This is a genomic window from Pseudomonas sp. TE9122 (assembly GCF_056278925.1).
In genome coordinates this window covers 1089955-1114698 of the sequence record NZ_JBWBQI010000001.1, presented here as the reverse complement: position 1 = coordinate 1114698, position 24744 = coordinate 1089955, and the positions used below count along the sequence as shown (strand labels likewise).

Here is a 24744-nt window from a genome sequence, read left to right as displayed (position 1 = left end):
CCATGTCGTCTATATCCGAGCCCCAGCGTCCGCTGGCGGTTACGCTGCAAGTAGTCTCCATCGTCCTCTTCACCTTTATCGGTTACCTGAACATCGGCATCCCGCTCGCCGTGTTGCCGGGCTATGTCCACAGTGACCTTGGTTTCGGCGCCGTGATCGCCGGGCTGGTGATCAGCGTGCAATACCTCGCCACCCTGCTCAGCCGTCCATATGCCGGCAAGATCATCGACAACCAGGGCAGCAAACGCGCAGTGATGATCGGCCTCGCTGGCTGTGGCTTGAGCGGTGTGTTCATGCTGATTTCCGCGTGGACGCCGAACCTGCCGCTGCTCAGTCTGATCAGCCTCTTAATTGGCCGTCTGGTGCTGGGCAGCGCGGAAAGCCTGGTCGGTTCCGGTTCGATTGGCTGGGGTATCGGACGGGTCGGCGCGGCGAATACGGCGAAAGTGATTTCCTGGAACGGCATCGCCAGTTACGGCGCCCTGGCGATCGGCGCGCCGTTCGGTGTGTGGCTGGTAAGCAGGTTGGGGCTGTGGAGCATGGGCGTGAGCATCATCCTCCTCGCCCTGCTCGGTCTGGCGCTGGCATGGCCGAAGACCGCCGCGCCGATCGTCGCCGGTGAACGCCTGCCGTTCATGCATGTGCTGGGCAAAGTCTTCCCCCACGGCTGCGGGCTCGCGCTGGGTTCGATCGGCTTCGGCACCATCGCCACTTTCATCACCCTGTACTACGCGACCCAGCACTGGGACAACGCGGTGCTGTGCCTGAGCCTGTTCGGCGCCAGCTTCATCGGCGCGCGGCTGCTGTTCGGCAACCTGATCAACCGCCTCGGCGGATTTCGCGTGGCGATTGCCTGCCTGTCGGTGGAAACGTTGGGCTTGTTGTTGCTGTGGATTGCGCCGGATGCGCATTGGGCACTGGCGGGCGCGGCGCTGAGCGGTTTCGGCTTCTCGCTGGTGTTCCCGGCGCTGGGCGTGGAGGCGGTGAATCTGGTGCCGGCCTCGAGCCGTGGCGCGGCGGTCGGTGCCTATTCACTGTTCATTGATTTGTCGCTGGGGATCACCGGGCCGCTGGCCGGGGCGATCGCAGCAGGATTCGGTTTTGCTTCGATCTTCCTGTTCGCCGCATTTGCAGCGTTGAGCGGCCTTGGCTTGAGTGTCTATCTGTACAAGCACACGGCGAAGTATCGCGAGGTTTAGAAGTCCACCTTGCCGCGCCCGGCCTTGATACTGCCGCGCTTGGTTTTCGACTCCAGCCGACGCTTCTTCGAGCCAAGGGTCGGCTTGGTCGGGCGGCGTTTCTTTTCCACTTTGGTGGCGCTGAGAATCAGCTCGACCAGCCGCTCCAGCGCATCGGCGCGGTTGGCTTCCTGGGTTCGGTATTGCTGCGCCTTGATGATCAGCACGCCATCGCTGGTGATACGGCTGTCACGCAGTGCCAGCAGGCGTTCCTTGTAGAACTCCGGCAAAGACGAGTTGGGAATGTCGAAGCGCAAGTGCATGGCGCTGGAGACCTTGTTGACATTCTGCCCACCGGCGCCTTGCGCGCGGATGGCGGTCAATTCGATCTCGGCATCCGGCAGATGCACGTTGTTGGAAATCACCAGCATGGAAAAGCGTCCGTAATCAGAGCGTGCAGGATAACCCGATTCACTCAACCTCTGTGGGAGCGAGCCTGCTCGCGAAGGCGGTGTGTCAGTCGATGCAGATGTTTCTGATGGACCGCTTTCGCGAGCAGGCTCGCTCCCACAGGGTTCGGTGTGATGTCAGATTTTTCCATTTCAAAACAACAAACCCGGCACTTGGCCGGGTTTGCTGTTTCTGCTTGAGCGGTTACTTGGCGATCACTGGCAGCGCCTGCTGGGCACTGCGCTTGTTCTTGATCAGGTAGCAGACCCACATGAACACCACCCACACCGGAATCGCGTACACCGAGATCTGAATTCCCGGGATCAGCAGCATCACGCCGAGGATGAACACCACGAACGCCAGGCAGACGAAGTTGCCGTACGGGTACCACAGCGCCTTGAACAGTGGCGTCTGTCTGGTCTGGTTCATGTGCTGGCGGAATTTGAAGTGCGAGTAGCTGATCATCGCCCAGTTGATCACCAGCGTCGCAACCACCAGCGACATCAGCAGTTCCAGCGCGTGCTGCGGGATCAGGTAGTTGAGCAACACGGCAACCAGCGTCACTGCCGCCGAAGCCAGAATCGAACGCACCGGCACGCCGCGCTTGTCGATCTTCGCCAGAGCTTTTGGCGCATCGCCCTGCTCGGCCATCCCCAGCAGCATACGGCTGTTGCAGTAGGTGCCGCTGTTGTACACCGACAGCGCGGCGGTCAGCACGACGAAGTTGAGGATGTGCGCGGCGGTGTTGCTGCCGAGCATCGAGAACACTTGTACGAACGGGCTGCCGCTGTAGGAATCACCCGAGGCGTTGAGCGTTTCCAGCAGGCTGTCCCAAGGAGTCAGCGACAGCAGGATCACCAGCGCGCCGATGTAGAAAATCAGGATGCGGTAGATCACCTGGTTGATCGCTTTCGGGATCACGGTTTTCGGTTTATCGGCTTCAGCAGCGGTGAAGCCGAGCATTTCCAGACCGCCGAAAGAGAACATGATGATCGCCATGGCCATCACCAGACCGCTCACCCCGTTGGGAAAGAAACCGCCGTGGGACCACAGGTTGCTCACCGAGGCTTGCGGGCCGCCATGGCCGCTGACCAGCAGGTAGCTGCCCAGGGCGATCATGCCGACGATGGCCACGACCTTGATGATCGCAAACCAGAATTCGGCCTCACCGAAGACTTTGACGTTGGCCAGGTTGATCGCGTTGATCAGCACGAAGAATGCAGCAGCGGAGACCCAGGTCGGGATATCCGGCGCCCAGTAATGGATGTACTTGCCGACCGCTGTCAGCTCGGACATGCCCACCAGAATGTACAGAATCCAGCAGTTCCAGCCCGAGAGGAAACCGGCGAAACCGCCCCAGTATTTGTGGGCGAAGTGGCTGAAGGAACCGGCCACCGGCTCTTCGACGATCATTTCGCCGAGCTGGCGCATGATCATGAAGGCGATGAAGCCGCAAATGGCGTAGCCGAGGATCATCGACGGGCCGGCGGATTTCAGGACCCCGGCAGAACCGAGGAACAATCCGGTACCGATCGCGCCACCGAGGGCGATCAGTTGAATATGGCGATTTTTCAGGCCGCGTTTAAGCTCGCCTGATTGCGAGGGTTGTCCACTCATGAAAAAGGTCTCACGCAAGGTTTGATGATGTTCAGTAGACGTTGCTGCAAGGTTGCGATTTCAGGCAGCCCCGATCAAACCCCAGCGCAGGCACCAGGAGTTCAGCTCATTTACAACGGTCATGCGTCACCTGTTTGTTTTTATCTGTGACGAAATCGAACCCGGCACGCTTGTGGCGCGGCGGAGTGAACAAGGCGGATAGCCTCGAGATTTTTGCGATTACGCAGAGGGTCACAGTTAAAACGCGGCGCATTGTACACCGCTAACCCCCTGCTGCCAGACCCGCCTGATCAGCGTGTCGGTTGCCGGGATTGCACGTGTCCGCCTCGACAGTGCCGAGCGGCTGCAAAATATGAGTCAGGCCTTTGCAGGCCATCGACGGGGACGAGGAAAAAACCGTCCCACGGGGAGAAGTGGAAATCAGTCGCGGCGTTCATTGCGCCTCCTTCTTGTTATTCGCCTGCACGACAGGCATGGGGCGCATCACACCCTGCCTGAAGGCTGGAAACAAGCGCGCCAGAGCCTTGCGCGGCAGCTGTTCTCCCGGCTTACGGAAGCTTTTCCTTACAACCGATGCGGAGTCGGGAAATCACCGCTCCGGCGGGGTCTTTTCGTCACGTTTTGTTTACAACGCGTAACGAATATTTTCCGAATCAGAAATTTCCGAAGGACGTCTGCATATTGACGGTAGCTAGCTTGCTATCAATTTCGCCTGCCTAGTTTTTTGTTTTCAAATAAGAAAACCGATCCTGAAAAACAGAACAAAAAGTCTATTTAAAAATTAAATGGATAAAATTTTGCATTACGAAAAAGCCTCAACTAGGTTTTTCACGTCTCACCGGCCACCTCGACCGGTCAGTCATAAACCGTGAAATTCTCTAGGAGATCGACCATGCAAGCACTGGAAAAAGACTTGGATACCGAACTGCAACTGGACGAATGGTTTGAAGCGCCAACCCATGAGGCCGCTGTGGAAATGATGCAAGCCGACGCGGTGGTTCCGTTCGGCACGGCGATGTGGCCTCTGTAAGACATCCCGGGCAGGCACGGTCCGGCCGGTCGTGCCTGCCGCTTCATTCCCCGGTCAGTCAGGGAGGATTCATGGACAAGCCCCGCGCCATCTCGCATTTCCTTTACTACCTCGAACATCACCCTGCCCTCGCCGGCCTCGACTCGGCGAAGGTCATGCTGGGCCACACCGCCGATTACGAAGCCCTGACCGGCGCCATTGCCGAACAGGCCGGCGAGCATCCGCGCTTCCAGTTCAGCGCTCGGCGTCTGGACCTGGAAAGTACCGCAGCGCTGTCCGAGGCAATTGCCGACAGCGATCTGTACATTTTCTTCTACGACTCTTCCACCCTGCCCAACCCACGCCCCGACGGCCCGGAATTCGTCCGCGCACTGCAAGCGGTGATGGCGGAAAACTGGAAGAAGTCGCTGCTGTTCAAGGATTACGGCGACTATTTCTACGACACCTTCAGCATCACCCCGCAACGCATCGCCGGACTCAACAGTCACTTGATCCAGCGCATGTCCCAGGCGACCACGCTGAGTTTCAAGGATGACCACGGCTCATGGTTCGAAACGCCGATGAGCAGCATCAAGAAGTGGACCGACATCAACGGCGTCGGCAACTTCGACCTCGCCCCCGGCGAAATCGCCACCCATAGCGAAGCTATCAACGGCCATGTGAAGTTCAAGGGCACCTTCCTCAGCACTATCCCGTTCGCGCGCAAGTACGGCGTGCTGGAATCGCCGCTGGAGCTGTGGATCGAGAACTCGACCATCAGCCGCATCGCCACCGACGTGCCGGGGCTGGAGCAGGATTTCAACAAGTACCTGGATGCCAACCCGTCGAACCGGCGGATTGAGGAGTTGGGGATTGGCACCAACGAAGGCGTGAAGGATCTGTATGCGCGCAATGCCGGGTTTGAGGAGCGGCATTGTGGGCTGCATCTCGGATTGGGCGGTGGCGCCAAGGGCAGTCATCACCTGGATCTGATCTTTTCGGGCGGGGTGTTGGCGCTGGATGACAAGCCGGTGTTTGACGGGCGGTTTGTGTTTTAGGCGACTGACGCCTTCGCGAGCAGGCTCGCTCCCACAGGGATTTATGTTCGACGCGACTCCAATGTGGGAGCGAGCCTGCTCGCGAAGAGGCCCAATCAGACGCTACATGAGTTTCGCCAGACGAAAAAAAACGCCAACCCTAAGGTTGGCGTTTTTGCTTCAACTTGCAGCTTGCAGCTAGAAACTCACAGCTGCCTCACTCAGGCTTCTTGCGTCCGAACCCCGGGCGCTGACCGGAACCGGCCGGTGCGCCGCGACGCTTGCCCGAGGGCTTGTCGCCGTCGACCAGTTTGATCCCCGGACGCTTCGGCGCCGGTTTGGCCGGGCGCTTGTTGGTGGTGTCGGCTGGACGATCCGCCACTGGCGTACCGCGACCGGCCGGTGCACGACCTTCACCACGCTCAGTGCGACCGCTGGCCGGACGCGGTGCGCGCTCGCCGTCACGGGCGACTGGCTTGCGACCTGGACGCTCGCCTTCGATCTGCGGCTCACGGCTCGGGCGCGGCGCGGTCGGTGCGCCAGCGGCCGGACGCAGAGTACGCACGCGCTCGGTCTTGGCCATCGGCCGCGACGATTTGCGCTGCATGCGTTCGAGCTTGTCCTTGCTCTTGGCGTTCAGCTGCGGCATTGCCACCGGCGTCAGGCCGACTTCGGCGCTGAGGACGTCGACTTCGTACTGGCTCATTTCGCGCCAGCGACCCATCGGCAGGTCGGAGTTGAGGAACACCGGACCGAAACGCACGCGCTTCAGACGGCTGACCACCAGACCCTGCGATTCCCACAGACGACGCACTTCACGGTTGCGCCCTTCCATGACCACGCAGTGGTACCAGTGGTTGAAACCCTCACCGCCCGGCGCCTGTTGAATGTCGGTGAAACGCGCCGGACCGTCTTCCAGCACCACGCCGGCCTTCAGGCGTTCGATCATCTCGTCGTCGACTTCACCGCGTACACGCACGGCGTACTCGCGGTCCATCTCGTAGGACGGGTGCATCAGACGGTTGGCCAGCTCACCATCAGTGGTGAACATCAGCAGACCGGTGGTGTTGATGTCGAGACGGCCGATGTTGATCCAGCGGCCTTCTTTCGGACGCGGCAGCTTGTCGAACACGGTCGGACGGCCTTCCGGGTCGTCACGGGTGCAGATTTCGCCGTCGGGCTTGTTGTACATGATCACGCGGCGCACCGACTCGGCGGCCTCTTCGCGCTTGATCACTTTGCCATCGATGGTGATGGCGTCGTGCATGTCGACGCGCAGGCCGAGGGTGGCGTCTCTGCCATTGACCTTGATCCGGCCCTGGCTGATCCAGGATTCCACGTCACGGCGCGAGCCGACGCCGATACGGGCGAGGACCTTCTGCAGCTTTTCGCCTGCTGGGCCGATTTCCTGGTCGTCTTTCTGATTGATGTCACTCATCTGGGCACCTCCCGGTGTGGTCTTTTCAGGCGGCGCCTGAAGTATTGAAAACTGGGTCCAGGCCGAAGGGATCGGCGAAGGGTCGCGAATCATACGCGGATGTGCGCCGTCGCGCATCAGAGACTAGCTGATCGATTGCCGGTTATTTCTTTTTCCGCCGACCGGCACCACCCAGTTTGATCAGGCGCAGCGCGGCTTCGGCCAGCACGGTGCGCTTGTCGTCCTTGTCGAGTTTCTTCCAGGCCTTGATCTCGCGCTTGCTGCGACCGCAACCCAGGCAGATGTCGTCGGAGAATTTGCAGAGGCTGATGCAGGGGTCTTTGGTTGAGCTCATCATCCTCTCCAGAAACACATCAAACCCTGTGGGAGCGGGCTTGCCCGCGATAGCGGAGTGTCAGTCAACATCATTGGATCTGACCCACGGCAATCGCGGGCAAGCCCGCTCCCACAAGGATCCGGATCAATCGTCGAACTCGCGCCGTTCGGCTTCGATCGCCTCGGCCAGTGCGCGGGCTTCGGCTTCTTCTTCGCTGAGTTCCGGTTCAGGCTGTTCGAGGGCGGCAACGGCGGCCAGGAGTTTCTCGCGGGCCTCGGCGACGCCCAGGACGTCCTCTTCCGGTTCGGCGTCAGGCGCCGCTTCAAGTTCAACTTCAGCTTCAACAACCGGCTCGATGATCTCAGGCTCAGCCACCGGCGCTTCGCCATCCACCGCATCGCGCAGCAAATCGTCGAAATCGGTTTTGATGCCCTCTTCCATGCTGTCCAGCTCCAGCAGCAGGGAATGGAAACTGGTTTCTTCCTTCTCCTCCTCCGGCTCGGCGCTGGCGTCGGCCAGTTCCTGCAGACTCTGCGGCACCGGCGCGTCGTCGAAGTCGAGCACCGGCTCGGCTTCCATCTCGCGCAGCTCGGCCAGCGGCGGCAGATCTTCAAGGTTTTTCAGGTTGAAGTGGTCGAGAAACGCCTTGGTCGTGGCGAACATAGCCGGTTTGCCCGGCACGTCCCGATAGCCGACGACGCGGATCCACTCACGCTCGAGCAAGGTCTTGACGATGTTGCTGTTGACCGCCACGCCACGCACGTCTTCGATCTCGCCACGGGTGATCGGCTGGCGATAGGCGATCAGCGCGATGGTCTCCAGCAACGCACGGGAATAGCGCTGCGGGCGCTCTTCCCAGAGACGGCCGACCCACGGTGAAAACTTCTCGCGGATCTGCAAGCGATAGCCCGACGAGACTTCCTTGAGTTCAAAGGCGCGGCCCTCGCAGGACTTGCCGAGCAGGGTCAGGGCTTTCTTGAAGACCGCCGGCTCCGGCCGCTCGCCTTCTTCAAACAGTTCATACAGGCGCTCAAGGGATTGCGGCTTTCCCGAGGCCAACAGAAAGGCTTCAAGCAGGGACGCCAGCTCGCGGGGTTCAGTCAGGTTCATACAGGGACTCGTTATTCGGCTCGGGCTCGCACGTGGATCGCGGCGAACGGCTCATTCTGCACCAGCTCGACCAAGGATTCCTTGACCAGTTCAAGGATCGCCATGAAGGTCACCACCACACCCAGGCGGCCTTCTTCAGCGGTGAACAGCTCGACAAACGGCACGAAGCCGCCGCCCTTGAGCCGTTCCAGCACATCGCTCATGCGTTCGCGGGTGGACAGCGCTTCGCGACTGACCTGGTGGCTTTCGAACATGTCGCCACGGCGCAGCACCTCGGCCATGCACATCAGAATCTCTTCCAGCGCGACGTCGGGCAACAGCTTGCGCGCCCGCGCTTCCGGGGCGTCGAGCTTGGGCACGATCACATCGCGGCCCACCCGACTCAGCCCATCGATACCTTCGGCAGCAGCCTTGAAACGCTCGTATTCCTGCAAGCGGCGGATCAGTTCGGCGCGTGGATCGTCTTCTTCATCTTCGACGGTTTCGGCGCGCGGCAGAAGCATGCGCGATTTGATCTCGGCGAGCATCGCCGCCATCACCAGGTATTCGGCGGCCAACTCCAGACGCACCGATTGCATCAACTCGACGTAGCCCATGTACTGGCGAGTGATTTCCGCCACCGGGATGTCGAGGATGTTGATGTTCTGTTTGCGGATCAGGTACAGCAGCAGGTCGAGCGGGCCTTCGAAGGCTTCAAGGAAGACTTCCAGCGCATCCGGCGGGATGTACAGGTCCAGCGGCATCTCCATGACCGCCTGACCATAGACCATCGCGAACGGCAGTTCCTGCTGGGCGCCGGCCTGGGGATCGACCACGGTTTCCACTGCGGACATTCAGGCCTCGACCATGAACGGCGTCGGATCGCCGCAACCAACGCGGACCACTTCCGGGTCATCGCCGGTCAGGTCAATCACCGTTGAGGCCTTGATACCGCCAAAACCGCCGTCGATGATCAGATCGACCTGATGCTCAAGCAACTGGCGCATTTCGTAAGGATCGCTGAGCGGGTCTTCATCGCCGGGCATGATCAGCGTCACGCTCATCAGCGGCTCGCCGAGTTCGGCCAGCAGCGCCAGCGCGATCGGATGGCTCGGCACGCGCAGACCGATGGTGCGTTTCTTCGGATGCAGCAACAGGCGCGGCACTTCGCGGGTGGCGTTGAGAATAAAGGTGTAAGGCCCCGGCAGGTGCGCCTTGAGAATGCGGAAGGTGCCGGTGTCGATCTTGGCGTAATTGCCCAGTTGCGACAGGTCGCTGCAGATCAGCGCGAAGTTGTGCTTTTCATCGAGCTGACGCAGCCGTCGCACACGCTCGATGGCGGTCTTGTCGCCGATCTGGCAACCAATGGCGTAGGACGAGTCCGTGGGATAAATCACCACCCCGCCTTTGCGGATGATCTCGACCGCCTGTTTGATCAGGCGCGCTTGCGGGTTTTCCGGATGTATCTGGAAAAATTGACTCACATTCTCTACCTGTTCAGACGGCGGCAATATCTGTGTCATGTTTGAACCGACACCACAGGGGTGGAAGGTCCTCGGGAACCGGCCGGTACTGGCCGATCTCGGACCAGCCGCCAGGGCCATGGAAGTCACTGCCGGCGCTGACCAGCAGACCGAACTCACGGGCAAGGATCGCCAGGCTGCCCACCTGTTCTGCGGGCTGATGGCCATTGACCACCTCGATAGCATGCCCGCCTGCTTGAATATAGTCGGCAATCAGCTTTCGGCGCTTGCTACGCGTGAAATCGTAGTGCCATGGATGCGCCAGGCTGACCCAGGCACCGGCGGCGCGCAGGGTGCCGACAGTGTCTTCCAGCGTCGGCCAGTGCAGTTTGACGTCGCCGAGTTTGCCGGCGCCGAGCCATTTGCGGAACGCCTCGGCGCGATCCTTTACATAACCTTCACGCACCATCCAGTCGGCGAAATGCGGCCGGGCCGGCGCGTTGCCGCTGTCGCCCAGTTCCTGCTGGATCTGCCGGGCGCCGTCGAGGGCACCGGGCATCCCCTTGAGGGCGAGCTTGCGGCTTATTTCTTCCGACCGCAGCCAGCGGCCATCGTGCAATTTGGCGATCGCTTCCACTAACGGCGCAGCGTTGACGTCGAAGCCGTAACCCAGCACGTGAATAGTCGCCCCGCCCCAGGTGCAGGACAATTCGACGCCGTTGACCAGTTGCATGCCCAACTCGGTGGCGGCAGCACGCGCCTCGGCGAGCCCCTCAAGAGTGTCGTGGTCGGTCAACGCCAGGACTCGCACGCCGTTTTCGAACGCACGCGCAACCAGAACCGCAGGCGCCAGGGCGCCATCGGAGGCCGTGCTGTGGCAGTGCAAATCAACATTCACGGGGAGTTGTAACCTCAAATCAGCTGGCGCTATCGCGCGCCCATATGTTTGTTATTATGCCGCCACATCCAGCTTCTGGCTCTCACTGTGAAACAATTCATCGATTTCATCCCGCTTCTGCTGTTCTTCATCGTTTACAAACTTGATCCACGGGTCGTCGACATTGCCGGCCAGCAAGTGACCGTAGGCGGTATCTACAGCGCCACGGCGATGCTGATCATCAGTTCCCTGGTGGTGTACGGCGCGTTGTTCATCAAGCAGCGCAAGCTGGAAAAGAGCCAGTGGCTGACGCTGATCGCCTGTCTGGTGTTCGGCAGCCTGACGCTGGCCTTCCACAGCGAAACCTTCCTGAAATGGAAAGCGCCGGTGGTCAACTGGCTGTTCGCTGCGGCGTTCATCGGTAGCCACTTCATCGGCGATCGCTTGCTGATCAAACGCATCATGGGTCACGCGCTGACCCTGCCCGACCCGGTCTGGACCCGCCTGAACATCGCCTGGATCGCGTTCTTCCTGTTCTGCGGCGCCGCCAACCTGTTCGTCGCTTTCACCTTTCAGAGCATCTGGGTCGACTTCAAGGTGTTCGGCAGCCTGGGCATGACCGTGCTGTTCCTGGTCGCACAGGGCGTTTACCTGTCGCGCCATCTGCATGACACCGATACCACAACGCCAAAAACCGAGGACTGACATGCTCTACGCCATCATTGCCACCGACGTTGCCAACTCGCTCGAAGCTCGCCTGTCCGCGCGCCCGGCGCATCTGGAACGCCTGCAAGCGCTCAAGGGCGAAGGCCGCATCGTGCTGGCCGGCCCGCACCCGGCGGTCGACAGCAATGATCCGGGCGCAGCGGGGTTCACCGGCAGCCTGATCGTCGCCGAGTTCGACTCCCTCAGCGCCGCACAGGCCTGGGCCGATGCCGATCCGTACATCGCCGCTGGCGTTTACGCCAATGTGATCGTCAAGCCGTTCAAGCAAGTCCTGCCTTAAGTCCTTCCACGCGATGAACCTTCTCGGTTCATCGCGCTCTCAATCGCTCATTATTCTCGTTTGCCTGCCGACAACCTGCCCAATATCCATTTGGAAACAGGTGTCGCGATGCGCAAGGGTCCGTTGTGTCTGATGTTGCTCACGTTGTCGATCATGGCCCCCGCCCATGGTGAGGAAACCACCGAAAGCGGCAGCTCAACGCCATTGTCATTGAGCGCCGGCAGCCAGATCACCGAGCTGCAACAGCGGCTCAAGGCCAGTGAACAGCAGCGCGAAGAACTGAACAAACAACTGCAAAATGCCGACAACACTCGCGAAAGCGCCCAGCTCGCCCGGCTGCGCCAGGAGAACCAGCGTCTGAAGCTGCAACTCAAGGAAGCCCAGGCCAGCCCGCTGCCGCGTTTGCTGACCGATCAACAGCAGTGGTTCGTCACTGGCGCCGGAGTAGCGCTATTGGCGCTGCTCTGCGGTATCTTTGCCAGCGGTGCAAGCCGAAAACGTCGGCAATGGCTAAATTGAGTGAGTCATGAGCGAGCTGTTATTGATTGATGATGACCAGGAGTTGTGCGAACTCCTGAGTAGCTGGTTGAGCCAGGAAGGCTTCCAGGTGCGCGCCTGCCACGACGGCCAGAGCGCCCGCAAGGCGTTGGCCGAAACCGCCCCGGCGGCGGTGGTGCTGGACGTGATGCTGCCCGACGGCAGCGGTCTGGAACTGCTCAAGCAATTGCGCAACGACCACGCCGACCTGCCGGTGCTGATGCTGTCAGCGCGTGGCGAACCGCTGGACCGCATCCTCGGCCTCGAACTGGGCGCCGACGATTACCTGGCCAAACCCTGCGACCCCCGCGAACTGACCGCGCGCCTGCGTGCCGTGTTGCGCCGCAGCCACCCGGCAGCCGTTTCGACGCAGCTCGAGCTGGGCGACCTGAGTTTCAGCCCGGTGCGCGGCGTGGTCAGCATCGACGAAAAAGAACTGACCCTGACCGTCTCCGAAAGCCGCCTGCTCGAAGCCCTGCTCAAACAGCCGGGCGAGCCGCTGGACAAACAGGAACTGGCGCAACTGGCCCTCGGCCGCAAGCTGACCCTGTACGACCGCAGCCTCGACATGCACGTCAGCAACCTGCGCAAAAAAATCGGCCCCCACCCCGACGGCCGCCCACGCATCGTCGCGCTGCGTAGCCGTGGTTACTACTACAGCCTGTAAAACCATCTTGTTCCGTGTACGAGCTGCCCAAGGCGGCGATCTTCAGGCTGCAGGACGCAGAGCGTCCTCGGCTGCATTCCTACGCAGAGCGTGGGAACGATCAGATCGCAGCCTTCAGCACCTCCTGCACTGGATATGTGTAAGGCCGGGCACGAAACGTCTTTACCGAAGCTTTACGCTGCGCTGACCGCCGTTGACCTTGATCTGCGTAATCTGCACTCATCCGGAACGTACCGGGAACGAGACAAGGAGATACACCATGCGCAAGACTCTTATCGCTCTGATGTTCGCTGCCGCTCTGCCAACCGTGGCCATGGCCATGCCGCAGGATGGCGGTCCGCTGGGTGGTCCGCTGGATGGCCCGCGCCACGGCGGTCAGATGCACGGCGGCATGCACGACAAAGGCCCGTACAGCCAGCTCGACCTGACCCGCGAACAACGCGAGCAGATTCGCAAGATCATGGGCGAGCAGATGCACGAGCGTAAGCAGGTGGTCGACAAGTACCTGGAAAAACTCTCGCCGGCCGACCAGAAAGCCATGAAGGACGAGATCGCGGCCAACCACAAGAAAGCCGAGTCCGATGTCCGGGCACTGCTCAAACCCGAGCAACAGAAGCAGTTCGACGAAATCCAGAAGAAACGCGCCGAACGCCGCGCCGAATGGGCCGAGTTCAAGGCCTGGAAAGCGCAGCAGGCACAAAAGGCGCAATAATGGCTAGACCCTGGGCCCGACGACTCACCTCGTCGGGCCTGCTCCATTCAAATCAAATGTGGGAGCGAGCCTGCTCGCGAAGGCGGTGTATCAGCCAGCGATGGATTGACTGACACTACGCCTTCGCGAGCAGGCTCGCTCCCACATTTGAACGGTGTGATTTTCGAGGAGTTTCTGTGCGTTCACTGTTCTGGCGGATTCTTGCGAGCTTCTGGCTGGCCATCGCTCTGGTAGCCGGGCTGTCGATTCTGCTCGGGCACATGCTCAATCAGGACGCGTGGATTCTCAGCCGCCATCCCGGCCTCAACACGCTGGCCGCAGAATGGACGCAGACCTACGAAGCCCAAGGCGAAGAAGCCGCCCAGGACATCCTCGAACAACGTAAACGCCAGTATCACATCGACGTTCAGGTGCTCAACGAAACCGGCGATCCGGTGGTGCGTGGCACCTTCCCGCGCCGCGCCGCAGCATTCGAGGCGCGGCAGAACAACGACGATCGCCGCCTGCCGTGGCGGCGCCTGACCGACGAAATCACCAGCGAAAAAACCGGTGACACCTACCTGTTCATCTACCGCATCCCGCACCCGGAACTCGACGCCTGGCACCGCGAAAGTCTGCTCTGGCCACTGAGTGCGCTGGGTATTGCGCTGGTGGTGCTGACCCTGTTCAGTTTGCTCGTGACTTTCTCCATCACCCGCCCGCTCAGTCGCTTGCGCGGCGCGGTGCATGATCTGGGGCAGACGACTTATCAGCAGAACAGTCTGGCTAAACTCGCCAACCGCCGCGACGAATTCGGCGTGCTGGCCACCGATTTCAACCGCATGGGCGCGCGCCTGCAAAGCCTGATCGGCAGTCAGCGCCAGTTGCTGCGCGATGTCTCCCACGAACTGCGCTCACCACTGGCGCGCCTGCGCATCGCGTTGGCTTTGGCCGAGCGCGCCAACCCGCAAGAGCGCGAGAAATTGTGGCCACGCCTGACCCGTGAATGCGACCGGCTGGAGGCGTTGATCAGTGAAATTCTGGTGCTGGCGCGAGTCGATGCCGACAATGCCAGCGCTGAAGAAGTCGACCTGAATGCGTTGCTCGCCACGCTGCAAAAGGATGCGCAGCTCAGCTCCCCCGAGCAGACCGTGCGCCTGCAAGCTGAGTCACAACTGAATCTCAAAGGCTGGCCGACGATGATCGAGCGCGCCGTGGATAATCTGCTGCGCAACGCCCAGCGCTTCAACCCGAGCGATCAGCCGATCGAATTGCAGGCTGCGCGGCAGGGAGAGCGGATTGTCATCAGCGTGCGCGACCATGGGCCGGGGGTGCAGACCGAACATCTGAGTCAGTTGGGCGAGCCGTTCTACCGGGCACCGGGGCAGACCGCTGCCGGTCATGGCCTGGGGCTGGCGATTGCCAAACGCGCGGCGGAACGGCATGGCGGCACGCTGACGCTGGCCAATCATCCGCAGGGCGGCTTTGTGGCGAGTCTGGAATTGCCGCTGGTACCGGGAGTCGTGGTCCAGCCCTGAAAAAGCCCCTCACCCCAACCCTCTCCCGGAGGGAGAGGGGCCGAGCGAGTTGTCTGCCGTTGTGCATCGACCTTATGGATTCGCAGAAACCAGACGTCCGGTATCCCGACGCTGGATTCAGCGAAGGACGCTCAGGTCGGCGTAATTCCAAAGCATCCCCCAATCAGTCCCCTCTTCCTCTGGGAGAGGGTTAGGGTGAGGGGCTTTTGATCTTCAGACCTTACCTGGCCAGGCGCTGACGAACTCAGCCAGATCAACCTTCTCCGCCACGCGCGGCTCTTTCTGCGGCGTGCCGAGATAGAGGAACGCGATCACCTCCTCGCCTTCCACCAGCCCCAGGCCTTCGGCCACATGCTTGGAGTACGCCAGATCCCCGGTGCGCCACACCGCGCCAATCCCCTGCGCATACGCCGCGAGCAAAATCCCGTGGGCCGCACAGCCGGCCGTGAGCAGTTGCTCGGCCTTCGGGTATTTCACGTGTTCCTGCAATTTCGCGATGACCACAACCACCAGCGGCGCGCGCAGTGGGCCGTTGCGCGCCTTGTCGATCATCGCGTCGGTGACTTCACCGCCCTGCTGGCGGGCCGCCTCGGCCAGCAACTCGCCCATTTGCTCACGCGCTGCGCCTTCGACTGTCAAAAAGCGGTACGGCTGCAAGTGCCCGTGATCCGGGGCACGCAAGGCCGCGCCGAACAGGGCTTCGCGCTGCTCGGCAGTAGGGGCCGGTTCGACCAGGCGGGGAACGGAAACACGGTTGAGCAACGCGTCGAGAGCCTGCATCGGCCACCTCCTTTGAAAAATGTGCAGCTATTCTAGCTGCAACTGCGCAGCGCCTGCCGGTTTACATGCCTTGCCCCGCAGGTAGAATGGCGCCCTTGTTCAATCAGCCCGAGCGGATTTCATGGCGTTGCCGACCTTACGGATCATTGGTTTTATCATCGGCATCTTCCTGATAACCCTGGCTGTGGCCATGGTCGTGCCGATGGCCACGCTGGTGATTTTCGAGCGCACCAGCGATCTGCCGTCGTTCCTCTGGGCGAGCATGATCACCTTTGTCGCCGGCCTCGCTCTGGTGATACCCGGCAGACCGGAACACATTCACCTGCGCCCGCGCGACATGTACCTGCTGACGGTCAGCAGCTGGCTGGTAGTGTGCATTTTCGCCGCGCTGCCGTTTCTGCTGACCCAGCACATCAGCTACACCGACTCGTTCTTCGAAAGCATGTCCGGCATCACCGCCACCGGTTCCACGGTGCTCAACGGCCTGGACAACATGTCGCCGGGGATTCTGATGTGGCGGTCGCTGCTGCACTGGATCGGCGGCATCGGCTTCATCGGCATGGCGGTGGCGATTCTGCCGCTGCTGCGCATCGGTGGCATGCGCCTGTTCCAGACCGAATCCTCCGATCGCTCGGAGAAAGTCATGCCGCGCTCGCACATGGTGGCGCGGCTGATCGTGGCGGCCTACGTCGGCATCACCATTCTCGGCAGTCTGGCGTTCTGGTGGGCCGGAATGAGCCCGTTCGATGCGATCAACCACGCGATGTCGGCGATTTCCACCGGTGGTTTCTCGACCTCTGACCAGTCGCTGGCCAAGTGGACGCAACCGGCGGTGCACTGGGTGGCGATCGTTATCATGATTCTCGGCAGCCTGCCATTCACCCTGTACGTGGCGACGCTGCGCGGCAACCGCCGTGCGTTGATCAGGGATCAACAGGTGCAGGGTTTGCTGGCAATGTTGCTGGTGACCTGGCTGGTGCTCGGCACCTGGTATTGGTGGACCACCAAGCTGCATTGGCTGGAAGCGCTGCGGCATGTGGCGCTGAACGTGACCTCGGTAGTCACTACCACCGGGTTCGCCCTCGGTGACTACAGCCTGTGGGGCAACTTCTCGCTGATGCTGTTTTTCTATCTGGGCTTTGTCGGCGGCTGCTCAGGTTCGACGGCGGGCGGGATCAAGATTTTCCGTTTCCAGGTCGCCTACATCCTGCTCAAGGCCAACCTCAATCAGCTCATCCACCCGCGCGCGGTGATCAAACAGAAGTACAACGGTCACCGTCTCGACGAAGAAATTGTCCGTTCGATCCTGACTTTCTCGTTCTTCTTCGCCATCACCATCTGCGTGATCGCGCTGCTGCTGTCGCTGCTCGGAGTCGACTGGATGACCGCACTGACCGGTGCCGCCAGCACCGTGTCCGGCGTCGGCCCGGGTCTGGGCGAAACCATCGGCCCGGCCGGCAACTTCGCGACCCTGCCGGATGCGGCGAAATGGATTCTGTCGTTCGGCATGCTGCTCGGCCGACTGGAGATCATTACGGTGTTTGTGCTGTGTATTCCGGCCTTCTGGCGTCATTGACCGCGTCCGGCACCCGCGTCAGGCGCAAGCGGTACTCGCCGGGCGTGGTGTCGAACCAGCGGCGAAAAGCGCGGAAGAAGTTGCTCGGGTCGGCAAAGCCCAACAGGTAGGCGATTTCCAGCAAGGTCATGCTCGGTTGCGCCAGATATTGTTCGGCCAGTTCACGGCGGGTGTCGTCGAGCAACTGCTGAAAACTGGTGCCCTCCTCCTGCAAGCGCCGCTGCAAAGTGCGCTGCGACAGGTGCAGCGTCTGCGCCACGGTGTCGCGCTTGGGCTCGCCTTGGGGCAGCAAACGACACAGCACCTGGCGTGCCCGGTGCGTCACGCGACTCTCGGAAAACCGCGCCAGATATTCCCCGGCAAAACGGTCATGCAACAGCGCCATGGCTTCGTTGGCTGTCGGCAGCGGCGCCTCCATATCGGCCCGTTCGAAGATCAACGCATCGTAAGGCGCGTTGAACACCAGCGGTGCGTGAAAGGCTTCTTTATAAGGTTGCAGATTTGTCGGCTGATCGCCCTGAACCAACACTTTGACCGGGTGCAGCGGGCGCCCGGTCAGCCAGCCGCACAGCGCCAACGCGCAGGCCAGTGACGCTTCGGCACTCTGCCGGGTCGGCGGCAGATGATCGCCGTGCACGGTGAGAATCAGCGCGTAACCTTCGTCGAGCAGGCGAAAGCTCAGGTCAGCGCTTTCGGCAATGATGCGTTGATAGCGCACCAGACGCTGGAAGCCTTCAGCCAGGGTATTGCTCGACATCAGCGCATAGCCGGCGACATGAAACGAGGCCGGGCGCACCACTTTGCCCATGTTCAGGCCGATCGCCGGGTTGCCGGAAACCTCGACCGCGCGCTGCCAGAGCCGGGTCATGGAGTCTTGCGGGAAGCGTGCATCCGGATCTTCAAGGGCGCTGAAATCCAGCCCCAGTTGCCTGAACAGAACCCGGCAATCCAGGCCGTCCATCTCCAGTGCTTTGACAATCCCCATCGCCCAGCTTGCAGAAGTCGTTCGTTCGCTCATGGTTGTTATTCTTTTACATGACGGGCTGCAGATAACCGCCCTATTTGCGAAGGATACTAAAGTGGCGCCGATTGTCACTGGCCCACGCCAATGATCACTCTAGACTCAAATAAGCTCCCCGCCGAACAACTTGTCGCCAGAACAATCACCACAGAGAGCGCGGTCGTGGAAAACATCAAGCAGTTCAACAGCTTCGCCGAGTTCTACCCCTTTTACCTCGCCGAGCACAGCAACAGCACCTGCCGTCGTCTGCATTTCATCGGCACGTCTCTGGTCATCTTCATTCTCGCGCTCAGCATCGCCAAAGGCGCCTGGCTGCTGTTGCTCGCGCTTCCTCTGGCCGGTTACAGCTTTGCCTGGATCGGCCATTTCTTTTTCGAGAAAAACCGCCCGGCGACGTTTCAGCATCCGCTGTACAGCCTGCTCGGCGATTTCGTCATGTACCGCGACATGATTCTCGGTCGCGTGGCGTTCTGAATGAGGGTCTGCCCATGAATGCCCATGCTCGCTTCACCCATATGAAGGACGGCACCGAGGAAGACTGGGCGATCATCGCCGCGGACTTCAGTGCCTATGCCAGGCAACTGCCATCGCGGATTCTTGCGCACCTGAAACTGCTTGAGGGCGACTTTGGCGGTTTCCCCGTGGATCGCCTGACCCACTCGTTGCAAACCGCAACCCGCGCCTTTCGCGACGGGCGTGACGAGGAATACGTGGTCTGCGCGCTGTTGCACGACATCGGCGACACCCTCGGTTCCTACAACCATCCGGACATCGCCGCAGCGATTCTCAAGCCGTTCGTGAGTGCGGAGAACCTGTGGATGGTGGAGAAGCATGGCATTTTTCAGGGCTATTACTTCTTTCATCACCTGGGCATGGATCGGCACTTGCGCGAGCAGTTCAAGGACCATCCGCAGTTCCACGCCACTGCCGAGTTCTGCGCCAAATACGACGCGGCGGCGTTTGATCCGGCGTACGACACGCTGCCGCTGAGTTTCTTCGAGCCAATGATGGAAAGGCTGTTTGCGCAGCCGAAGAACTCGATTTACAAGGCTGCGATGCAAGAACACAGCCCGGCCTGAGACCACATGTGGGAGCGAGCCTGCTCGCGAAAGCGCTGTATCAGGCACATAAGCTTTGTCTGACACTACGCCTTCGCGAGCAGGCTCGCTCCCACAGGGTGATCTTTCGCTCAGGCGATCTCGGCAACTTTGGCAGCTTTCAACTCCGCCTCCCGCGCCTGGGCATCCGCCAGCCGATACAACTCGATCGTGCCGTCCCAATGCTCGATCAGCGCTGTGCACGACTCGACCCAATCGCCGCAATTGAGATAGTCCACCCCGCCGACCTTGCGAATCTCGGCATGGTGGATATGCCCGCAAACCACGCCATGCAGTTCGCGCTTCACGCATTCGTGGGCGATGGCTTCTTCAAAGTCGCTGATGAAACTCACGGCTGTCTTGACCTTGTGTTTCAGGTACGCCGACAGCGACCAGTAACCGTAGCCATAACGGGCACGCCAGTGATTGAGCCAGCGGTTGAGGGTCAGGGTGAATTCGTAGGCCGAGTCGCCGAGAAACGCCAGCCAGCGGTGATAGCGGGTGATCACATCGAACTGATCGCCGTGGATCACCAGCAAATGCCGGCCATCCGCGGTAACGTGCACCGCCTCGTCGACCAACTGGATATTGCCCAGAATCAGTTTCGAATAGCGCCGCAGGAATTCGTCATGGTTGCCGGTGACGTAGATCACCTCGGTGCCGCGCTTGCTCATGGTCAGCAGGCGGCGGATGACGTTGGTGTGGGCTTGCGGCCAGTACATGCCGCTGCGCAGTTTCCAGCCGTCGATGATGTCACCGACCAGATAGACCTTGTCGGCGTGGTAGCCCTTGAGAAATTGCGACAAGTGCTCGGCCTGGCAATCCCGGGTGCCCAGGTGCACATCGGAGATCCACAGGGTTCGCACCCGTTGTTTGCGACTGGGTCGGGCGAGCTCGGCGCTGGTCATGGGCAACCCTCTGCGATGTTTTCGCCAGCTTGCGCGCGCCCGGTTAATCGACCGTGACAGGCGTGAGTCAGTCGTGTGACAACGCATCCGGCGTACGGCGGTGTAGACTGAGGGCCACTTCGGAGACAACCTGCCATGCGACCGATCCTCACCTTGCGTCAGTACACCCACGACTTGATTGTGCACAGCCACGAGCACCCGCAGTTGGTGTTCGGGCTGTCCGGTGCGCTGGATTTCGAGGTCGAGGGCTGTGGCAGCCAAGTGCGTCAGCAGAGTGTCGTGGTGGTTCCGTCCGGCGCTCATCATGCCTGCGACAGTCCCCAAGGCAGCAGCTGCCTGGTGCTCGACATCCCTGAAGGGCAATGGGTGCAGGATTCGCTGGGCGCGCATGCCGAGGCCAGTCGCCGCTTGCTCGATCATCCGGGGCGGCTGTCGCTGGACTCGGGGCAGAGCCAATTGGTCAGCTGGCTGGCGAACAGTCCGGTCAGCGATCCGTTGATCGCGCAGCAAGGCGCGGTGTTGCTGTTGGCCAGTCTCAATCACGCGCAACCTGCCGAACTCCGCGCGCGTCGCTTGCCCTACGCCGCGCTGAATGCGCACATCGAGCAATACGCCGCCTATCCGCTGCAAGTGGCCGACCTGGCGCGCGTGGCCGGGTTGTCCAGCGCGCGCCTGCACGCTCGGTTCATGGCCGAATGCGGACAGACGCCGATGGATTACATCCGCAGTCGACGCCTGCATCTCGCGGTGCAACTGCTGCGCGACACTGCATTGCCGATTGGTGAAGTAGCCAGTCGCGTCGGTTACAGCTCGCAAAGTGCGTTCTCGGCCGCAGTCCTACGTGAGTTCGGCTCCTCGCCCGGACATCTTCGGCGCGATTCCTGCGACAAAAGACGATAGCCTGCCGACAGACTTGCAGGCCGAGACGCGGTTCAATGGCCCCATGAAGTTGAACCTGAAAAAAGGAATGCAATGACTCCGCGTACCGCCCTTGGCGCTCTGCATATTGGCGCTTTGATGTTCGGCCTGACTGGTGTGTTCGGCAAACTCGCTGCCGCATCCCCTGCTGTGATCGTATTTGGACGTGCGGCTTTCGCCGTGCTCGCCCTGGCATTTTTCGCCCGTTTCGCCAGCCAGCACGGTTGGCAGAAACTTCAGGCCGTGGACTGGCGGCGCCTCGCCCTCAGCGGCGTGTTGCTGGCCGGGCACTGGGTGAGTTTTTTCGTATCGGTGAAGATCGCCGGGGTGGCCATCGCCACCTTGGGCTTTGCCAGTTTCCCGGCGTTCACGGTGATTCTCGAAGGACTGATCTTCCGCGAACGCATCCGTGCCAATGAAATCGTCCTGGTGGTATTGGTCAGCATCGGTCTGGTGCTGGTGACGCCCGCATTCGATCTGGGCAGTGGCGCGACCGTCGGCTTGCTATGGGCAGTGTTGTCCGGCCTGCTGTTTTCCCTGCTGTCGCTGACCAACCGCGCCAGCTCCGGGCGCATTCCGGCGGTGCAGGCGGCGTTGTGCCAGAACGTCGTCGTGGCTTTGTGTCTGTTGCCGGTCGCGGCGCCGCAGTTGAGTCAGGTTCAAGCGCTGGACTGGTTGTGGATCGCCCTGCTCGGGGTGTTCTGTACCGGCGTCGCCCACAGCCTGTTCGTCGCCAGTCTGGCGGTGATCAAGGCGCGCACGGCGGCGGTGGTGTTCGCCATGGAACCGGTCTACGGCATCACCATCGCCTGGCTGCTGTTCAATGAAAACCCGACGCCGAAGATGTTGATTGGCGGCGCGCTGATCATTGTTGCCATCGTTGTATCGGCGCGGATGTCAGGCCATGCCGAGAAGAAAACCGTCGCCGCCGAGGCTGCCTCTCACTGAGTGCGGTCGTTGTGGCCGAGGTCGCGGTCAGGATCGATCTGATCGCGCACTCGCTGCTTCAATACCTTGGCCTCGGGAAAACCACCGTCGGCCTTGCGCTCCCAGATCTGCACACCCGCACAAGTGATGTGAAACACCCCACCGGTGCCCGGCACCAACGATACTTTGCCCAGGTCGTCAGCGAAGGTGCTGAGCAGTTCCTGAGCCAGCCACGCCGCGCGCAGCAGCCACTGGCATTGAGTGCAATAAGTGATGACAACTTCGGCTTTGGCGACGGTCATGATCGCTGAAACTCCTGAGACAGAGGGCGCCGCTATAATAGCCGGCTTTACCGCTTGCCCCGAGACTCACAATGCGCCGTTTGCTGTTCTGCCTGCTGCTTGGTTTCCTTCCCCTGCTGGTTCACGCCAGTGAAGCGCCACGACCGAAAGTCGGCCTGGTGCTGTCCGGCGGCGCTGCGCGCGGGCTGGCGCACATCGGCGTGCTCAAGGCGCTGGAAGAACAAGGCATCAGGATCGACGCCATTGCCGGCACCAGCATGGGCGCGGTGGTCGGCGGCCTGTACGCCTCGGGCTACAAGATCGACGAACTGGAAAAACTCGCCCTGAGCATCGACTGGCAGGCTGCACTGTCCGACGCGCCGCCGCGTGAGGACGTGCCATTTCGACGCAAGCAGGACGACCGCGATTTTCTGGTGAAGCAGAAACTCAGCTTCCGCGACGACGGCAGTCTCGGCCTGCCATTGGGGGTAATTCAGGGCCAGAACCTCGCACTGTTGCTGGAAAGCCTGTTGGCGCACACCAGCGACACCCGCGACTTCGACAAACTACCGATCCCGTTTCGGGCCGTGACCACCGACATCGCCAATGGCGAAAAAGTGGTGTTTCGCAAAGGCCACCTGCCGCAAGTGATCCGCGCGAGCATGTCGATCCCGGCGGTGTTCGCCCCGGTTGAGCTCGATGGGCGCCTGCTGGTGGACGGTGGCATGACCGACAACATCCCGCTGGATGTCGCGCGGGAAATGGGCGTCGACATCGCCATCGTCGTCGACATCGGCACGCCGCTGCGCAATCGCAAGCAACTGACCACGGTGGTCGATGTGCTCAATCAGTCGATCACTCTGATGACCCGGCGCAATTCCGAAGAACAACTGGCGACTCTGCATGCCAATGACGTGTTGATCCAGCCTGCGCTGGCCGCGTTCGGCGTGACCGATTTCGGCAAGGCTCAGGAGATGATCGACGCCGGTTATCGCGCCACGCGAATCCTCGATGCGCGGCTGGCGCAACTCAAGCCGACTCAAACCCAGGACGCGGAACTGAACGCCGCCCGTCAGCCGGGCCAGCGCACGCCGATCATCACCGGGATCCGCGTCGAAAATGACTCGAAGGTCGACGATGACGTGATTCGCTATTACATCCGCCAACCGATCGGCGCGCCGCTCGACCTGGGCCGCCTGCATTCGGACATGGGCACGCTGTACGGCCTCGATTACTTCGATCAAGTGCGTTACCGCGTGGTGCACAAAGGCCAGGATCACACCTTGGTCATCAGTGCCAGCGGCAAGCGCAGCGGTACCGATTATTTGCGGGTCGGCCTCAATCTGTCGGACGACATGCGCGGCGACAGTGCTTTCAACCTTGGTGCCAGTTATCGCGTCAACGGCATCAACCGCCTCGGTGCGGAATGGCTGACCCGCGCGCAGATCGGCGACAAGCAGGAGCTGTACAGCGAGTTCTATCAGCCGCTGGACGTCGGCTCGCGTTACTTCGTCGCGCCCTACGGGTCGTTCGAGGCGCAGAACGTTGACTCGGTGCTGGATAACGATCCGATCGCGCAGTATCGGGTCGAGCGTTACGGCTTCGGCCTCAACCTCGGCCGGCAGATCGGCAACAACGGTGAAGTGCGACTCGGCGTCGGCCAGGCCTGGGGCAAGGCTGACGTACGCATCGGCGATCAGGATCTGCCGAGTGAAAGCTTCAACGAAGGCTTCTATACCGTGAAGTATTCCTACGACTCGCTGGACAACGTCTACTTTCCGCACGAGGGCAAGGACGTCAGCCTGACGTTTGCCCAGTTCGAACCGGGCCTGGGTTCAGACAATCGCTATCGCCAGTGGGAATTGAATTTCGACAAGGCCATGAGCCACGGGCCGGATACGCTGATACTCGGCGGACGGTACGGCCGCACCCTGGACGATGCCAATGTGGTCACCTCAAGCTTCCTGCTCGGCGGCGCGCGGCAGTTATCGGGGTTCCGTGAGGACGCGCTGTCCGGGCAGAACGTCAGCCTGATGCGCGCCGTGTACTACCGCCGCCTGACGCCGCGCTCTTATCTGCCGCTGGACTTCCCGCTGTACGCCGGCGCCTCGCTGGAACGCGGTCGGGCGTGGAACAACGACAATGAATTCGACAGCGGCTACATCAATGCCGCGAGTGTGTTTATCGGCTTCGACACGCCGCTGGGGCCGTTGAACTTCACGTATGGGTTGAATGATGCGGATGAGCAGGCGGTTTACCTGAATCTGGGGCAGACGTTCTGACGCCTTCGCGAGCAGGCTCGCTCCCACAATGGAATGCGCTC

The 24744-nt window shown here is 61.2% G+C and carries 27 protein-coding genes; 15 read left to right on the top strand and 12 right to left on the bottom strand.

Features of this window, described 5'->3' with window-relative positions:
* Window positions 1-11 precede the first annotated feature (11 nt).
* Window positions 12-1199 carry an MFS transporter gene (locus ACZ9BE_RS04905; protein WP_041479047.1) on the top strand — a complete coding sequence of 396 codons (1188 nt, stop codon included), beginning with the start codon at window positions 12-14 and terminating at the stop codon, window positions 1197-1199.
* Here the strand turns inward: ACZ9BE_RS04905 and arfB are convergent.
* On the bottom strand, window positions 1196-1609 hold the full coding sequence (arfB, locus tag ACZ9BE_RS04900) for an alternative ribosome rescue aminoacyl-tRNA hydrolase ArfB (RefSeq protein ID WP_016771119.1): 414 nt from the start codon (window positions 1607-1609) through the stop codon (window positions 1196-1198). The genes ACZ9BE_RS04905 and arfB overlap by 4 nt on opposite strands.
* 223 nt (window positions 1610-1832) lie before the next feature.
* Window positions 1833-3245, bottom strand: coding sequence for an amino acid permease (locus ACZ9BE_RS04895; RefSeq protein WP_252868992.1), 1413 nt, complete (start codon window positions 3243-3245; stop codon window positions 1833-1835).
* Between the two features lie 892 nt (window positions 3246-4137).
* Between ACZ9BE_RS04895 and ACZ9BE_RS04890 the strand changes: the two genes are divergently transcribed.
* On the top strand, window positions 4138-4275 hold the full coding sequence (locus ACZ9BE_RS04890) for a hypothetical protein (RefSeq protein ID WP_003222780.1): 138 nt from the start codon (window positions 4138-4140) through the stop codon (window positions 4273-4275).
* 71 nt (window positions 4276-4346) lie between these two features.
* Window positions 4347-5312, top strand: a complete 966-nt coding sequence (locus ACZ9BE_RS04885) for a M29 family metallopeptidase (RefSeq protein WP_150636622.1) — start codon at window positions 4347-4349, stop codon at window positions 5310-5312.
* A gap of 196 nt (window positions 5313-5508) precedes the next feature.
* Here ACZ9BE_RS04885 and rluB read toward each other — a convergent pair whose 3' ends face one another.
* The 6 genes from rluB to ACZ9BE_RS04855 all read right to left on the bottom strand — a co-directional run bounded on the left by rluB (window position 5509) and on the right by ACZ9BE_RS04855 (window position 10495).
* Window positions 5509-6729 (bottom strand): 23S rRNA pseudouridine(2605) synthase RluB, encoded by a 1221-nt coding sequence (gene rluB, locus ACZ9BE_RS04880; RefSeq protein ID WP_476248973.1) that lies wholly within the window; start codon window positions 6727-6729, stop codon window positions 5509-5511.
* Window positions 6730-6871: 142 nt separating this feature from the next.
* The gene (locus ACZ9BE_RS04875; protein ID WP_016771121.1) at window positions 6872-7063 is read right to left on the bottom strand and encodes a DUF1289 domain-containing protein; all 192 of its coding nucleotides are present in this window, start codon (window positions 7061-7063) and stop codon (window positions 6872-6874) included.
* A gap of 126 nt (window positions 7064-7189) precedes the next feature.
* Window positions 7190-8155, bottom strand: a complete 966-nt coding sequence (gene scpB / locus ACZ9BE_RS04870; protein WP_476248972.1) for an SMC-Scp complex subunit ScpB — start codon at window positions 8153-8155, stop codon at window positions 7190-7192.
* An 11-nt stretch (window positions 8156-8166) separates the two neighbouring features.
* Window positions 8167-8865: a segregation and condensation protein A gene (locus ACZ9BE_RS04865; RefSeq protein ID WP_172828192.1), complete on the bottom strand. Its 699-nt coding sequence runs from the start codon at window positions 8863-8865 to the stop codon at window positions 8167-8169.
* A 123-nt stretch (window positions 8866-8988) separates the two neighbouring features.
* On the bottom strand, window positions 8989-9618 hold the full coding sequence (locus ACZ9BE_RS04860) for an L-threonylcarbamoyladenylate synthase (protein ID WP_016771124.1): 630 nt from the start codon (window positions 9616-9618) through the stop codon (window positions 8989-8991).
* Between the two features lie 13 nt (window positions 9619-9631).
* Complete coding sequence (locus tag ACZ9BE_RS04855) at window positions 9632-10495, bottom strand: PHP domain-containing protein (protein ID WP_252868989.1); 864 nt, start codon at window positions 10493-10495, stop codon at window positions 9632-9634.
* A gap of 87 nt (window positions 10496-10582) precedes the next feature.
* Between ACZ9BE_RS04855 and ACZ9BE_RS04850 the strand changes: the two genes are divergently transcribed.
* From ACZ9BE_RS04850 to ACZ9BE_RS04825, 6 genes are all read left to right on the top strand, one after another.
* Window positions 10583-11179, top strand: coding sequence for a septation protein A (locus ACZ9BE_RS04850; protein ID WP_024012071.1), 597 nt, complete (start codon window positions 10583-10585; stop codon window positions 11177-11179).
* 1 nt (window position 11180) lies between these two features.
* Window positions 11181-11480 (top strand): YciI family protein, encoded by a 300-nt coding sequence (locus tag ACZ9BE_RS04845; RefSeq protein ID WP_016771127.1) that lies wholly within the window; start codon window positions 11181-11183, stop codon window positions 11478-11480.
* A 108-nt stretch (window positions 11481-11588) separates the two neighbouring features.
* Window positions 11589-11999 carry an SH3 domain-containing protein gene (locus ACZ9BE_RS04840; RefSeq protein WP_016771128.1) on the top strand — a complete coding sequence of 137 codons (411 nt, stop codon included), beginning with the start codon at window positions 11589-11591 and terminating at the stop codon, window positions 11997-11999.
* 7 nt (window positions 12000-12006) lie between these two features.
* On the top strand, window positions 12007-12684 hold the full coding sequence (locus ACZ9BE_RS04835; protein WP_016771129.1) for a response regulator transcription factor: 678 nt from the start codon (window positions 12007-12009) through the stop codon (window positions 12682-12684).
* Window positions 12685-12943: 259 nt separating this feature from the next.
* On the top strand, window positions 12944-13396 hold the full coding sequence (locus tag ACZ9BE_RS04830; protein ID WP_095180696.1) for a Spy/CpxP family protein refolding chaperone: 453 nt from the start codon (window positions 12944-12946) through the stop codon (window positions 13394-13396).
* Window positions 13397-13572: 176 nt separating this feature from the next.
* Entirely contained in the window at window positions 13573-14913 is a 1341-nt protein-coding gene (locus ACZ9BE_RS04825; RefSeq protein ID WP_476248971.1) for a sensor histidine kinase, read from the top strand.
* Window positions 14914-15126: 213 nt separating this feature from the next.
* Here the strand turns inward: ACZ9BE_RS04825 and ACZ9BE_RS04820 are convergent, their stop codons facing one another.
* On the bottom strand, window positions 15127-15693 hold the full coding sequence (locus tag ACZ9BE_RS04820) for a nitroreductase family protein (RefSeq protein WP_056783730.1): 567 nt from the start codon (window positions 15691-15693) through the stop codon (window positions 15127-15129).
* 121 nt (window positions 15694-15814) lie between these two features.
* Between ACZ9BE_RS04820 and ACZ9BE_RS04815 the strand changes: the two genes are divergently transcribed.
* The gene (locus ACZ9BE_RS04815; RefSeq protein ID WP_024012066.1) at window positions 15815-17269 is read left to right on the top strand and encodes a TrkH family potassium uptake protein; all 1455 of its coding nucleotides are present in this window, start codon (window positions 15815-15817) and stop codon (window positions 17267-17269) included.
* On the opposite strand, the gene ACZ9BE_RS04810 is transcribed toward ACZ9BE_RS04815, so the two are convergent.
* Window positions 17226-18287: an AraC family transcriptional regulator gene (locus tag ACZ9BE_RS04810; RefSeq protein ID WP_476248970.1), complete on the bottom strand. Its 1062-nt coding sequence runs from the start codon at window positions 18285-18287 to the stop codon at window positions 17226-17228. The two genes, ACZ9BE_RS04815 and ACZ9BE_RS04810, sit on opposite strands and share 44 nt — an antisense overlap.
* Window positions 18288-18452: 165 nt before the next feature.
* Between ACZ9BE_RS04810 and ACZ9BE_RS04805 the strand changes: the two genes are divergently transcribed.
* Both ACZ9BE_RS04805 and ACZ9BE_RS04800 read left to right on the top strand, forming a co-directional pair.
* A complete protein-coding gene (locus tag ACZ9BE_RS04805; protein ID WP_150742439.1) occupies window positions 18453-18764 on the top strand; it encodes an Mpo1-like protein in 312 nt (103 codons plus the stop codon).
* Between the two features lie 14 nt (window positions 18765-18778).
* Complete coding sequence (locus tag ACZ9BE_RS04800; RefSeq protein ID WP_056783723.1) at window positions 18779-19369, top strand: HD domain-containing protein; 591 nt, start codon at window positions 18779-18781, stop codon at window positions 19367-19369.
* Window positions 19370-19479: 110 nt separating this feature from the next.
* Here ACZ9BE_RS04800 and ACZ9BE_RS04795 read toward each other — a convergent pair whose 3' ends face one another.
* Complete coding sequence (locus ACZ9BE_RS04795) at window positions 19480-20295, bottom strand: UDP-2,3-diacylglucosamine diphosphatase (protein ID WP_016771137.1); 816 nt, start codon at window positions 20293-20295, stop codon at window positions 19480-19482.
* Window positions 20296-20430: 135 nt separating this feature from the next.
* Here ACZ9BE_RS04795 and ACZ9BE_RS04790 point away from each other — a divergent pair, with 135 nt between their 5' ends.
* Both ACZ9BE_RS04790 and ACZ9BE_RS04785 read left to right on the top strand, forming a co-directional pair.
* The gene (locus tag ACZ9BE_RS04790; RefSeq protein WP_476248969.1) at window positions 20431-21195 is read left to right on the top strand and encodes an AraC family transcriptional regulator; all 765 of its coding nucleotides are present in this window, start codon (window positions 20431-20433) and stop codon (window positions 21193-21195) included.
* Window positions 21196-21267: 72 nt separating this feature from the next.
* A complete protein-coding gene (locus ACZ9BE_RS04785) occupies window positions 21268-22161 on the top strand; it encodes a DMT family transporter (protein WP_476248968.1) in 894 nt (297 codons plus the stop codon).
* Here ACZ9BE_RS04785 and ACZ9BE_RS04780 read toward each other — a convergent pair.
* Window positions 22155-22442, bottom strand: coding sequence for an Rdx family protein (locus ACZ9BE_RS04780; protein WP_016771139.1), 288 nt, complete (start codon window positions 22440-22442; stop codon window positions 22155-22157). The genes ACZ9BE_RS04785 and ACZ9BE_RS04780 overlap by 7 nt on opposite strands.
* A 71-nt stretch (window positions 22443-22513) precedes the next feature.
* On the opposite strand from ACZ9BE_RS04780, the gene ACZ9BE_RS04775 reads away from it, so the two are divergent.
* On the top strand, window positions 22514-24703 hold the full coding sequence (locus ACZ9BE_RS04775) for a patatin-like phospholipase family protein (protein WP_150742435.1): 2190 nt from the start codon (window positions 22514-22516) through the stop codon (window positions 24701-24703).
* The last annotated feature ends 41 nt before the right edge of the window (window positions 24704-24744 follow it).